The sequence below is a fragment of the Cobetia sp. D5 genome (assembly GCF_035666195.1).
GTDB classification, from domain to species: Bacteria; Pseudomonadota; Gammaproteobacteria; order Pseudomonadales; family Halomonadaceae; genus Cobetia; species Cobetia amphilecti.
Genome location: NZ_CP142020.1, coordinates 3,840,819 through 3,853,106, shown reverse-complemented (window position 1 = coordinate 3,853,106; position 12,288 = coordinate 3,840,819). Strand labels below are relative to the sequence as shown.

At 63.9% G+C, this 12,288-nt stretch carries 11 protein-coding genes; 6 read left to right on the top strand and 5 right to left on the bottom strand.

The genetic code is table 11. The features are described from left to right. Nucleotides 1–24: 24 nt before the first annotated feature. Complete coding sequence (locus tag U0O11_RS15930) at nucleotides 25–2,655, top strand: putative bifunctional diguanylate cyclase/phosphodiesterase (RefSeq protein ID WP_279835853.1); 2,631 nt, start codon at nucleotides 25–27, stop codon at nucleotides 2,653–2,655. 148 nt (nucleotides 2,656–2,803) lie between these two features. On the opposite strand, the gene slmA is transcribed toward U0O11_RS15930, so the two are convergent. The 5 genes from slmA to coaBC all read right to left on the bottom strand — a co-directional run bounded on the left by slmA (nucleotide 2,804) and on the right by coaBC (nucleotide 8,059). Then, nucleotides 2,804–3,421: a nucleoid occlusion factor SlmA gene (gene slmA, locus U0O11_RS15925; RefSeq protein WP_043336281.1), complete on the bottom strand. Its 618-nt coding sequence runs from the start codon at nucleotides 3,419–3,421 to the stop codon at nucleotides 2,804–2,806. A gap of 112 nt (nucleotides 3,422–3,533) precedes the next feature. Further along, nucleotides 3,534–4,451, bottom strand: coding sequence for an acetylglutamate kinase (argB, locus tag U0O11_RS15920; protein ID WP_043336279.1), 918 nt, complete (start codon nucleotides 4,449–4,451; stop codon nucleotides 3,534–3,536). Between the two features lie 227 nt (nucleotides 4,452–4,678). Further along, nucleotides 4,679–6,061 (bottom strand): phosphomannomutase/phosphoglucomutase, encoded by a 1,383-nt coding sequence (locus tag U0O11_RS15915; RefSeq protein WP_054556539.1) that lies wholly within the window; start codon nucleotides 6,059–6,061, stop codon nucleotides 4,679–4,681. 171 nt (nucleotides 6,062–6,232) lie between these two features. Beyond that, on the bottom strand, nucleotides 6,233–6,691 hold the full coding sequence (gene dut / locus U0O11_RS15910) for a dUTP diphosphatase (protein ID WP_043336274.1): 459 nt from the start codon (nucleotides 6,689–6,691) through the stop codon (nucleotides 6,233–6,235). Then, a complete protein-coding gene (gene coaBC / locus U0O11_RS15905; protein ID WP_279835854.1) occupies nucleotides 6,692–8,059 on the bottom strand; it encodes a bifunctional phosphopantothenoylcysteine decarboxylase/phosphopantothenate--cysteine ligase CoaBC in 1,368 nt (455 codons plus the stop codon). It abuts the gene before it with no gap. A 300-nt stretch (nucleotides 8,060–8,359) separates the two neighbouring features. Between coaBC and radC the strand changes: the two genes are divergently transcribed. From radC to U0O11_RS15880, 5 genes are all read left to right on the top strand, one after another. After that, entirely contained in the window at nucleotides 8,360–9,034 is a 675-nt protein-coding gene (radC, locus tag U0O11_RS15900; protein ID WP_043336272.1) for a RadC family protein, read from the top strand. 440 nt (nucleotides 9,035–9,474) lie between these two features. After that, on the top strand, nucleotides 9,475–9,711 hold the full coding sequence (gene rpmB / locus U0O11_RS15895) for a 50S ribosomal protein L28 (protein ID WP_043336270.1): 237 nt from the start codon (nucleotides 9,475–9,477) through the stop codon (nucleotides 9,709–9,711). 92 nt (nucleotides 9,712–9,803) lie between these two features. Continuing rightward, a complete protein-coding gene (rpmG, locus tag U0O11_RS15890) occupies nucleotides 9,804–9,959 on the top strand; it encodes a 50S ribosomal protein L33 (protein ID WP_016417370.1) in 156 nt (51 codons plus the stop codon). 156 nt (nucleotides 9,960–10,115) lie between these two features. Next, nucleotides 10,116–10,931, top strand: coding sequence for a bifunctional DNA-formamidopyrimidine glycosylase/DNA-(apurinic or apyrimidinic site) lyase (gene mutM / locus U0O11_RS15885; RefSeq protein WP_279835855.1), 816 nt, complete (start codon nucleotides 10,116–10,118; stop codon nucleotides 10,929–10,931). 130 nt (nucleotides 10,932–11,061) lie between these two features. Beyond that, the gene (locus U0O11_RS15880) at nucleotides 11,062–12,252 is read left to right on the top strand and encodes a class I SAM-dependent rRNA methyltransferase (protein WP_279835856.1); all 1,191 of its coding nucleotides are present in this window, start codon (nucleotides 11,062–11,064) and stop codon (nucleotides 12,250–12,252) included. Nucleotides 12,253–12,288: the final 36 nt, after the last annotated feature.

The window sequence follows — 12,288 nt, the reverse complement described above, 5'->3', positions numbered from 1 at the left end:
TGAAACATTTCTACTGGTGACCCCGTGGACCCGACCTCCTCGCACGTCAATGGCACACATTCGCTGTGGCGAATCTTTGGGCTCAATGCAGCCTTGATGGTGGTATTGGGTGGCCTGTTTCTGGCCAGCCAATGGTTTGATGTGCGTGAACAGGAAATGCGTCGCCTGGAGCTGCTGGATACCCAGCTGCATATCTCCACCGAGCAGCTGATCGCCAATGTCTCGCGCGAGATGATGGTGCTGGAGCGCGTGTTGAGCAGCGAAGGCAAGGAGCTGTGGCGTGGCTCGCTGGATAGCGCGCTGGGCCGTCATCCCTCTCTGGTCTCGCTGATGGTGGTGCCGTTTGCCGATTACCGCGGCAGCAGCCTGCGTCAGATCGGCGTGGGGCGCAGTTGCAGCTGGCAGCTGACCCAGCCGGAAGCCCAGGCACTGCCCGGGCGCAGCAGCCTGCTGTTCGGCTCCGCACTGCCGCTGGCATCCGGTCAGCCGGGCTTGCCGTTCTACCGTCACATGGATATCGAAGGCATGTCCTGGCTGCTGATCGGCTGCCTGGACTTCTCCGAGGCACGCAGCCTGCTGGCCAACCCGAATTCCGATGATGGGCAGCGCCTGCGCCTGTTCTCCACCAACGGTCTGCTGCTGTTCTCGAGCCCTCAGGAGCATGCGCTGGGCGTGACCGGCAAGCTGCCGCTGTCCTCGATGGCCAACATGGGCAAGTACATCTCCGAGCGTGGTGTGCGTCGCTATCATGTGCCGGGCTTCGACGGCCGGCCGCGCATGGCGGCGGGCAGCTATATCGCACCGCTCAAGCTGTTCAGCGTCGTGAGTCAACCACTCTCCAGCCTGTGGTGGCTGTGGTGGAATCGTATCTGGTTCGGCATGCTGCTCGGCGGTATCTTCCTGGTCGTGCTGGTGGTCGTGGTGGCGCGTGCCGAGCGCAAGCGCGCTGAGCGCCACGATGAGTTGGAGGGCGCACTCGAGTCGATGACGGCGCGCTCTCGTACCTTGGTGACGCTGATGGATAACCTGCCGGGCGTGGTGTATCGCATCGAGGTCAACACCGGTGTGCTGACCTTCATCAGCAACGGCTCGGCCGAGCTGTTCGGTCGCTCGGCCGAATCACTGGTCGGCGCCGGCATCACCCTGACCGAGCTGATCCATCAGGAAGACCGTCAATCCGTCAGCGCCGCCCGCCACTGGGCGATGTGCGCGCAGATGCGCCATGAGCAGGTCTTCCGCATCATCGCTGACCATGAGCGTTGGGTGCTGGACCGCAGCGTGATGATCGAGGGCGAGGATGGCGTGCGCTACTGGGAAGGCCTGCTGCTCGACATCAGTGCGCACAAGGAATCCGAGCGTCAGCTCGATTTCCTGGCGCGCCATGACGCCCTGACGGGGCTCTATAACCGCAAGGCCTTCATGGCGGCGGCCGACGAGCGCGTCGCGGCGGGTGGCTTGATGATCTACGCCGATATCGACCGTTTCTCGACCGTCAATGATGGTCTGGGCCATGAAGCCGGTGATCAGCTGCTGGTCGCTGTCGGCGAGCGTCTGCGTCGTCTGCTGCCGCCGGGCGGTCTGGTGGCGCGTCTGGGGGCCGATGAGTTCGGCCTCTATCTGCCGCATGGCAATGATGATCCGGCGCAGGTGGTGGAGGAGATCCAGCAGAAGGTCGAGCGTCCCTTCACGATTCTGGGTCGCCCGCTGATCATCAGTCTGACGGCAGGCTATGTGCTGTCCGAGACCAATGGCGATGCCCAGGCGCTGATGCTGAATGCCGATGTGGCGCTCTATCACGCCAAGTCGCGCGGCGATCATGCGCTGCGCTGGGAGTCGTCGCTGGACAAGCATGTCGCCTCGCGCATGACGCTGGAGCAGGACCTGCGTCAGGCCATCGGCAGCGAGCAGCTCTATCTGCATTACCAGCCGCAGCTGGATAGCCAGGGCGAGCTGCAGGGTGTCGAGGCGCTGCTGCGTTGGCAGCATCCGGAGCTGGGCATGATCTCGCCGGCCCAGTTCATTCCGCTGGCCGAAGAGACCGGTCTGATCTTCCGTCTCGGACGGTTCGTGCTCGAGGAAGCCTGTGCCCAGATGGTGCGCTGGCAGGACGCCGGCCTTCACATGCCGCGCATGGCGGTCAATCTGTCGGCGCGCCAGCTGACCTCGGGCTACGAGAATGAAGTCTTCGGCGTGCTGGAAAGCCAGAAGCTGTCGCCGACGCGGCTGGAAGTCGAGGTGACCGAGACGCTGCTGATCCAGGACATGGAAGGGGGGCTTGCGGTGCTCGGCGCGCTGCGCGAGCTGGGCGTGCGTGTGGCGCTGGATGACTTCGGGCAGGGCTATTCGTCGCTGTCCTATCTGTCATCCCTGCCGCTGGATGTGCTCAAGGTCGACCGCAGCTTCGTGATGAAGATGGATGCGGTCGCCGGCTCTGACGGCGGTATCCGCTGTCCCAATCAGCAGGCCATCCAGCTGGTCGGCGCCGTGATCAGCCTGGGGCACTCGCTGGGCCATGAGATTGTCGCCGAAGGGGTCGAGACGGACGTGCAGTTCGAGGAGCTCAAGCGGCTGGGTTGCGACACCTATCAGGGCTACCTGCTGGCGCGGCCGGTGTCCGCCGAGGCCATACTGGAGCGCTTCAGCGTCAACGCCTGAGGCGCCGCCCGTGCAGTCCGGCCCCACCCCCATCCCACCCCACCCGGTGGTGATATGAGAAGGCCTGACCCAAAAAGAACGCCCCGCCTGCAATGACTGCAGGCGGGGCGTTCTTTTTGGTGCGGCGCATGCGCGCGGGGCAAGACCCTCAGACGGCAATGCGCTCCTGACTGCTCAGCAGCAGGTCGCGGCTCAGTAGCTGCCACTGGTCTTCCCAGTGCTCGGTCGGGCGCTTGCGATAGTCGCTGCGCACGTACTGGCCGATACGACCTTCCGCACACGCCAACAGCAGGTTGGCCGCTGCCGTGACGGTGATGGCCGGTCGCAGTCCCTCGCGAGGCTCGGCTTCGCGCAGTACCTGCTTGATCTGCGTCTCGAGACGCTCGAATAGCTGCGCCATGCGCGTACGCAGGCGTGCCGTCTCGCCGGTGAGGGCATCACCATTGAGGAGGCGACACAGCCCCGGGTTCTTCTCGGCAAAGCCCAGCAGCAGACTCAGGATGTGATGCACCCTGGCATGCGCGGTGTCGTTGTCCTGAATGATCAGCGCGATACGCTCGAACAGCGTGCTCTCGATGAATTCGATCAGTCCTTCGAACATGCGTGCCTTGCTGGGGAAGTGACGATAGAGCGCCGCCTCCGAGACACCGACCTGTCGTGCCAGTGCTGCAGTCGTGATGCGTTTGCCGCTGTCCTCTTCCAGCATCAGAGCGAGTGCCTGGAGGATCTGTTCGCGACGTGATTGTTTTGGATTCGCCTGCGTCATGGAATCTTGTCGTTTATCGCGGCCTGCAGCAGTGTGCTACGGGCGGGTCCGTGTCCTGAGGCATGTCGCTTGCCTCGCGCGAAACACCGGGGCCGAGCCCCGGCTTGTCACCTTACGCCTTGTCAGTGTCCGCTTCCGCGTTGCTGATCAACGTGCCGACCCCGGCATTGGTGAAGATTTCCAGCAGGGTCGCATGTGGCACGCGGCCATCGATGATGTGAGCACTGCGCACGCCTTGCTTCACGGCGTCCAGTGCACAGCTGATCTTGGGCAGCATGCCACCGTAGATGGTGCCATCCTCGATCAGGCCATCCACCGCCTCGGTGGTTAGGCCGGTCATGACTTCGCCTTGTGCGTTCATCAGGCCAGCCACGTTGGTCAGCAGCATCAATTTCTCCGCGCCCAGTGCCTCGGCGACCTTGCCGGCGACCAGGTCGGCATTGATATTGTAGCTGCGACCCTCGGCATCGACCCCGATGGGGGCGATGACGGGAATGAAATCGTTGCGTGTCAGCAGTTCGATCAGGTCCGTGGAGACATGCTCGACTTCACCGACATGACCAATGTCGATGATTTCAGAGGCATTCATGCCCGGCGTCTGGCCGCTGACCTTGAGCTGGCGGGCGCGAATCTGGCCGCTGTCCTTGCCGGTCAGGCCGATGGCCTTGCCGCCACTCTGGTTGATCAGGTTGACGATGCCCTTGTTGACCAGGCCGCCCAGCACCATCTCGACCACGTCCATGGTCTCGGAATCCGTGACGCGCATGCCATCGACGAAGCGCGATTCGATGTTCAGCTTCTCGAGCAGCGCGCCGATCTGCGGGCCGCCGCCATGCACGACCACCGGATTGATGCCGACTTCCTTCATCAACACCATGTCGCGAGCGAAGGAGTCGATCAAGGCTTCTTCGGTCATGGCGTTGCCGCCGTACTTGACCACCACGGTCTTGCCCGAGAACTGCTGGATATAGGGCAGGGCTTCGGACAGGACCTCGACCACCTGATGCGGGTCGCGGTTGGCGTGGCTCATCAGCGTATCACTCCACAGAAAATGGTCCGGAAAGAGAGTCCGGACACTGTCACTCGAAACGGTCTTTCAGCACGCGCGGTGCGCGCTGTCATGCAAATCGGTTGCTTCAGGCACCTGATGCGCCCGGATGAGCGGCTGCAGTGCCTGGCAAGGCGAGGGCGGCGATCAAGCGGCAGACCGCCGCCCCCGTTGCGACTCATGCCATCCTGTCGATGGCGAGCGAGGGATCAGAACGGTGCCTGGATGCTCGGCTCGGCCTGCTTCAGCGCGGCGCGGAAGCTGTCCTTGATACGCTCCAGTGCGGCTTCCGACTTGCCTTCGAAGCGCAGCACCAGCATCGGCGTGGTGTTGGAGGCACGGCACAGGCCCCAGCCATCGGCGTAGTCGACACGAATGCCGTCCAGCGTGGTCTTGACGCCGTCGCTGCCGAAGTCGCCTTCACTGGCCAGTCGCTCGACGATAGCGAACTTGTTCTCGTCGGTCACTTCCACATTGATCTCGGGGGTGCCGAGGTCCTGCGGGAAACGGGCGAAGAAGGTGTCGGCATCGACATCCTGCTTGGCGAGGATTTCCAGTAGGCGCGCAGCGCCGTAGATGCCGTCATCGAAGCCGAACCAGCGCTCCTTGAAGAAGATGTGGCCGCTCATCTCGCCGGCCAGTGCCGCGCCGGTTTCCTTCATGCGTGCCTTGATCAGCGAGTGGCCGGTGCGCCACATTTCCGGCGTGCCGCCGGCCTTCTCGATCACGGTCGCCAGGTTGCCGGTGCACTTGACGTCGAAGATGATGCGCGCGCCCGGCACGCGTTCGATCAGGTCTTCCGACAGCGCCATCATCAGGCGGTCCGGGTAGAGGATCTCGCCCTTGGGCGTCACGACGCCGAGACGGTCGCCGTCACCATCGAAGGCCAGACCGATGTCTGCGCCGGTTTCCTGCATGGTCTTGATCAGGTCCTGCAGGTTTTCCGGCTTGCCCGGGTCCGGGTGGTGATTCGGGAAGTTGCCGTCGATCTCGTCGAACAGCGGCACGGTGTCGACGCCCAGGCGACGGATCAGCTCCGGGCCCAGCTCGCCGGCCACGCCGTTGCCGCAATCGACCACGGCCTTGAGCGGACGCTTGACGACCACATCACCGGTGATCTGCTCCAGATAGCGCTCACGCACGTCCTCTTCACGCAGGCTGCCTTCGCCTTGCGCCAGATCGCCTTCCTGCAGGCGACGATAGAGGTCGGTGATGGTGTCGCCGGACAGGGTCTCGCCGGCCAGCACGATCTTCAGACCGTTGTAGTTGGCCGGGTTGTGGCTGCCGGTCAGCATCACGCCGGAGCGGGTGCCTTCCAGGATATTGGTGGCGTAGTAGAGCACCGGCGTCGGCACCATGCCGATGTCGACGACATCACGGCCGGCATCGCGCAGGCCCGCGATCAGCGCCTTGGACAGGCGCGGGCCGGAGAGACGGCCGTCACGCGCGACCACGACGGTGGATTCACCGCGTGCCGCGGCTTCGCTGCCGATGGATTGGCCGATGGCGCGCACGCCGTCTTCGGTGAGGGTCTCATCCACGATGCCACGGATATCGTAGGCGCGGAAAATTGAAGCGGGTACCTGACTCATGGTGCATCCCTGTCGGTTGAATCAATCGTGAAGTCGCTTGAGGCGTCATGCGTCTCGAACGCTATCGCTGCATGACGATCAGTGTGGAAACCTGCCTGGCTTCCTTGTGACCGGAAGCCCGGCAGCCGGCGCAAGCTTGCCGCTCGGCCGCCCTCTGGCATGACGGGTCAATCAGTGGCGACCGGAGTGGCCGAAGCCGCCTTCGCCACGTTGGCTGGCCTCGAATTCAGAGACTTCCACCAGCTCCGCCTGTACCACTGGCACTAGCACGTACTGTGCCAGACGCTCGCCGGGTTCCAGCACGAACTCGCTCTCGCCGCGGTTCCAGACCGAGATCATCAGTTCGCCCTGGTAGTCGGAGTCGATCAGGCCGACCAGATTGCCCAGCACGATGCCGTGTTTGTGCCCCAGACCGGAGCGCGGCAGGATCATGCCGGCCAGTGCGGGGTCGGCGATATGGATCGCCAGCCCGGTACGCACCAGCTCACAGGCGCCCGGCGCCAATGTCAGCGGCGCGTCGAGCAGTGCGCGCAGGTCCATGCCGGCGCTGCCGGGAGTGGCGTGATGCGGCAGCGGGTAATCGCGAACGCGCTCGTCGAGAATCTTGAGTTCGAGCCGGGGGCGGGTCATCTAAGGTGCTTCCTGATCGTCGGTGACAGTCGGTGTAACGGTCTGGATGGCAGGGTCGAGGCTGACCCTGTGCTGATGGAGTGCCAGGGCGCGCTTCAGAATCGCGCGCGCCAGTTCCGTCTTGGGACAGGCCGCGATGGCCTGTTCGTGTTGCGTGTTCGTGTTCTGATCGAGCGGCTGCCACAGCAGGGTGGCGGCATTGCTGTCACTGCCGAAGCCAAGGCCCGGCGTGCTCACATCATTGGCGACGATCATGTCGAGCTGTTTACGCGCGAGCTTGTCGCGTGCATAGCGCAGCACATCGCGGGTCTCGGCGGCGAAGCCGATCACCAGTGGTGCCCGCTGACCGGCGGCGCGGCGTGCCTGCGTCTGGGCGGCGATACCGGCGATGATATCCGGATTGCGGATCAGCGTGACCTGCATCTGCTCCTCGCCCGACTGCTTCTTGAGCTTGTGGTCGGCGACCGTGGCCGGGCGGAAGTCGGCGACTGCCGCGCAGCCGATGAAGAGGTCGCTCTCGCTGGCGGCTGCCTCGGCGGCGGCCTGCATATCCAGCGCGGATTCGACATCGATGCGCTCGACGCCAGTCGGGGTCGTCAGTGCCACCGGGCCACTGATCAGGCGCACGCTGGCGCCCAGCGCCGCGGCCTCGGCGGCCAGCGCATAGCCCATCTTGCCGGAGCTGTGATTGCTCAGATAGCGCACCGGGTCCAGCGGCTCGCGGGTCGGGCCGGCGGTGATGGTCACCGTCAGGCCTGCGGCCGGCAATGACATCTCATTGCTCTTACGGCCCGGGTCGCTCTGGCTCATGAGGTCGCTCTGGCTCATGAGGTCGCTCAGCGCCGCGACGATCTCTTCCGGCTCCAGCATGCGCCCCGCGCCCACGTCGCCACAGGCCTGTTCGCCGCTGGCGGGGCCGAGCAGCGTCCAGCCATCGGCTGTGAGCTGGCGGGCATTGCGCTGGGTGGCGGGGTGCGCCCACATGGCCTGATTCATCGCCGGGGCCATCACCCAGCGCGCGCTGTTGGCCAGGCACAGGGTAGTGAGCAGATCATCGGCATGCCCATGCACCAGGCGGGCCATCAGATTGGCGGTGGCAGGCGCGATCAGGATGACCTCCGCCCAGCGTGCCAGCTCGATATGCCCCATGCCGGCCTCGGCCTCGGGGTCCAGCAGGGAGGTGTGCACCGGATTGCCCGACAACGCCTGCAGGGTCAGCGGTGTAATGAAGGCTTGAGCCCCTTCGGTCATGGCGATGCGCACTTCACAGCCCGCCTTTTTCAACAGGCGGGTGATCAGAGCGGCCTTGTAGGCCGCGATGCCGCCACTGATGCCCAGCAGAATGCGCCGTCCGGCGAGTGAATGCATGGTGTGTCCTGCGTCCCTGATGCGTCGATTGCTACGCTCGCGCGTTTGCCCTCTACCATATCACCGTGATGCAACCTTGCGTAGCGCCGCTGGCCCGCGACGCCGAGTGTCGCCATGGTCCCTGCGAGCGCTCGCTTCATGGGGCGGGGGCTGTCATCAGGTGGCATGCAGGGGCCAGACGCAGGCCCCCGGGGCGGCAAGCGTTGATGCTCACAATGGCGAAAGAGGCGGCATCTGACCACGCTTCTCATGCTTTGGACTGTCAGCCATTCGGGGCGACAGGCGATGGGAGAAGAGTGCATGGGGATTCGAGAGTGGCCGGTCGGGGAGCGTCCGCGCGAGAAGCTGTTGTCGTCAGGGGCAGGGGCCTTGTCAGATGCCGAGCTGCTGGCCATCTTTCTGCGCGTAGGCATAAAAGGACGCTCGGCGGTGGATCTGGCGCGCGACCTGCTGAACACCTTCGGCGGTCTCAGGCCGCTGCTGGAGGCGACTCAGCAGGACTTCTGCGCGGCGCGCGGACTGGGTGACGCCAAGTATGTGCAGCTGCAGGCTTCGCTTGAGCTGTCGCGTCGCCATCTGGAAAGTCTGTTGATGCGCGGGGCCGCCCTGACGTCGCCCCTGCTGGTGCGGCGCTATCTGTCCTCGCATCTGCGCGACCTGCCGCATGAGGTGTTCGCCGCGCTGTTTCTCGACAGCCAGCATCGCGTCATCCGCTTCGAGACACTCTTCACCGGCACGCTGGATGCCGCCGCCGTCTACCCGCGCGAGGTGGTCAAGCGGGCGCTGGCGCTCAATGCCGGCGCCCTGATTCTGGCCCACAATCATCCCTCCGGCGTCGCGGAGCCCAGCGAGGCCGACCGGCGCATCACGCAGCGCCTGGAAGAGGCGCTGGGGCTTTTCGATATTCGCGTGCTGGATCACTTCGTGGTCGGAGATGGCGAGGTGGTCTCGTTTGCCGAGCGTGGCTGGCTCTAGTTGGGGTGTCGAGGAGGCTGAGGCGCTGAGTGCCCGATGACGGTACAGCCCCGCCAGATGCGGTCGCCGCTGGCGTGAGAAATGCGCAGGGATTGCAAACCAGGGCACTGGTTGTGGTAATGTTGCGCCTCCCGTATCACCCACCACAGAATTCGCGACCACTCTGGCCGACATTGGCTGAGTGAAGCGTTTGGCTGAGAAGCGTCTGTACCGATGTGACACGTCGGGCATGGGCGTGCTGGCGAAAAAAATCCGTATAGGACGTGCTTTCACGTTCCTCTTCGGGTAAAATGCTGCGCCTGCACGTTCCAGCACCCGAAAGCTTGTCTTCCGGAACGGACGTAAACACTTTGAAATCAGGGCATGAGGCGGCGCCTGCCACTTCCGGTTTGCCCGACAGGTTTTGAACAACTTAGCCAACGCAGCGGTTGGAGGCTCCAATGTCCAAAGTATGTCAGGTTACCGGCAAGCGCCCGGTGACTGGTAACAATGTTTCTCACTCCCAGCGCAAGACTCGTCGCCGGTTCCTGCCGAACCTGCACACCCACCGTTTCTGGGTTGAATCCCAGCAGCGCTTCGTCAAGCTGCGCGTCTCTACCAAGGGCATGCGCATCATCGACAAGAAGGGTATCGACGAAGTCCTCAAGGACCTCACTGCACGTGGCGAGCGCTTCTAAACACTAGAAGACAGCCCCTGTAGCAATGGCAACCGAGCCGAGGGCAACGCTCTCAATCGTTCGGTGAATGCGACTGTGGAAGGAAACTGAAAATGCGTGACAAGATCAAGTTGGTGTCAAGTGCCGGTACTGGCCACTTCTACACCACCGACAAGAACAAGCGTAACACTCCGGACAAGCTTGAATTCAAGAAGTACGATCCGGTCGTTCGCAAGCACGTGATGTACAAGGAAGCCAAGATCAAGTGATCTTGTCTCCCGCCAGCGTGCTGTCGGAACCCTCGAAAACCCGGTCCTGACCGGGTTTTCGAGTATCTGGATGTCGCTGTTCTGGGCATCCTGCAACAGGGTGGCGGCTTCTGTCGTCACCCTGTTGTGCGTCTGGCGGTCAGTCGAGGAGAGAACATGCCCGAATTACCGGAAGTCGAGACGACGCGCCGCGGTATCGCACCGCTGGTCGAGGGCCAGGAGGTCACCGAGGTGATCGTGCGTCAGCCGCGTCTGCGCACCCCCGTGCCCGGCGAGCTCGCCGAATGGCTGGTGGGTCAGCGTTTCGGCACGCTTGCGCGTCGCGCCAAGTACCTGCTGTTGCCGATCGCCGATGGCCATCTGCTCTGGCACCTGGGCATGTCCGGTAGCCTCAGACTGGTGCCCATCGGCACGCCGCCACGCACGCATGATCATGTCGATGTCGTGCTCGGCAATGGCCATGTGCTGCGCTATCACGATCCACGTCGCTTCGGCTTCGTCGACTTCGTGCGTGGTGACCCGCATGCCGATACGCGCCTGGAGCGACTCGGCCCGGAGCCGTTGTCCGATGCCTTCAATGGCGAGCACCTCTTTGCGCGCTCCCGCAAGCGCCGCGTGGCGATCAAGCCGTTTCTGATGGACAACGCCAATGTGGTGGGCGTGGGCAATATCTACGCCAGCGAGGCGCTGTTCATGGCGGGTGTCGACCCGCGCCGTCCTGCCGGTGAAGTGACGCGCGAGGAGTGCGAGCGCCTCGCCAACGCCGCCAGCAGCGTGCTGGCCGCGGCGATCGCCCAGGGCGGCACCACGCTGCGTGACTTCGTCGGCGGAGATGGCAAGCCGGGCTACTTCGCGCAAAGCCTCAACGTCTACGGGCGGGGTGGCGAGCCATGCCGCGAATGCGGCCACGAGATCATGAGTCTGGTGCTGGGCCAGCGCGCCAGCTGCTTCTGCCCTTATTGTCAGCGCTAGCGGCGAGCCGCATCAGACCACTGCTTGACCGGGGGCTCCGTGACCGGGGCCGCCATGACGACTAGAATAGGCCCGTTCGGGCGCGTCCTGTCGTCGTCCTGTCCCTTCCTCTGCTTTCTGGATATTTCCCGTGACTGAACGTCTGCGCCTGAAGAAGAATGCTGATCGCCGCCTCAAGGCCGGCCATCTGTGGCTGTACTCCAATGAAGTCGATACCGTCGCGACGCCGCTCAAGAACTTCGAGCCGGGCGCCCAGGCCATCATCGAGGCCAGCAATGGTCGTGCGATGGGTGTTGCCTACGTCAACCCGAACTCGCTGATCTGCGCGCGCATCGTGTCGCGCAACCCGGAACAGCGTCTGGATCGCTCGCTGCTGGTGCACCGCTTCAATCAGGCGCTGTCACTGCGCGAGAGCCTCTATGACAAGCCGTTCTATCGTCTGGTCCACGGCGAAGGCGACCTGCTGCCGGGCCTGATCGTCGATCGCTTCGGCGACGTGCTGGTCTGTCAGCTCAACACCTTCGGCATGGAGCGTCTGGCGGAAGTGATCGTCGATGCGCTGCTCAAGGTCGTCAAGCCGACAGCCATCGTGTTCAAGAATGATTCCAGCGGTCGCCGCCAGGAACAGCTCGAGCGCAATGTCGAAGTCGTCTACGGCGAGCTGCCGGAAAACGTGCTGCTGGAAGAGAATGGCGTCCAGTTCACGGCGCCAGTGCTCAACGGCCAGAAGACCGGCTGGTTCTACGATCACCGCGCCAATCGTGCCTGGTTGAACCGTCAGGTCGAAGGCAAGCGCGTGCTGGATCTGTTCAGCTACGTCGGTGGCTGGGGCGTGCAGGCGGCGGCACATGGCGCCAGCGAAGTGCTGTGTGTCGATGCCTCCGGTGCGGCACTCGAGCGTGTCTCTGACAACGCCGTGCTCAACGGTGTCGAGGATCGCGTCTCCATCGCGGAATCGGATGTCTTCGAGGCCCTCTCGGCCCTGCGTGCGGAAGGCGAGCAGTTCGACGTCATCATCGCGGATCCGCCCGCCTTCATCCGCAAGCGCAAGGACATCACCAACGGCGAGCGCGCCTATGCACGCCTCAACCGTGAAGCCATGCGCCTGCTGGGCCGTGACGGCCTGCTGATGTCCGGCTCCTGCTCCATGCATCTGGCGCCGGAGCGCCTGATGGACGTGGTGCGTGGCGCTGTGCGTCACCAGGACCGCCACGGTCAGGTCATCTTCCAGGGCCATCAGGCCAGTGACCACCCGGTGCACCCGTCCATCCCCGAGACGTCCTACCTCAAGGCCCTCGGTGTGCGCGTCTATCGCGACTGATGACGCCTGACGGATATCAGGACTCACGGCTATCAG

Excerpts from the sequence above, each read along its gene's own strand:
- rpmB (WP_043336270.1), top strand. The coding sequence starts at position 9,475 with ATGTCCAAAGTATGTCAGGTTACCGGCAAGCGCCCGGTGACTGGTAAC.
- coaBC (WP_279835854.1), bottom strand. The coding sequence starts at position 8,059 with ATGCATTCACTCGCCGGACGGCGCATTCTGCTGGGCATCAGTGGCGGC.
- mutM (WP_279835855.1), top strand. The coding sequence starts at position 10,116 with ATGCCCGAATTACCGGAAGTCGAGACGACGCGCCGCGGTATCGCACCG.
- slmA (WP_043336281.1), bottom strand. The coding sequence starts at position 3,421 with ATGACGCAGGCGAATCCAAAACAATCACGTCGCGAACAGATCCTCCAG.
- dut (WP_043336274.1), bottom strand. The coding sequence starts at position 6,691 with ATGACCCGCCCCCGGCTCGAACTCAAGATTCTCGACGAGCGCGTTCGC.
- radC (WP_043336272.1), top strand. The coding sequence starts at position 8,360 with ATGGGGATTCGAGAGTGGCCGGTCGGGGAGCGTCCGCGCGAGAAGCTG.
- argB (WP_043336279.1), bottom strand. The coding sequence starts at position 4,451 with ATGAGCCACGCCAACCGCGACCCGCATCAGGTGGTCGAGGTCCTGTCC.
- rpmG (WP_016417370.1), top strand. The coding sequence starts at position 9,804 with ATGCGTGACAAGATCAAGTTGGTGTCAAGTGCCGGTACTGGCCACTTC.
- U0O11_RS15915 (WP_054556539.1), bottom strand. The coding sequence starts at position 6,061 with ATGAGTCAGGTACCCGCTTCAATTTTCCGCGCCTACGATATCCGTGGC.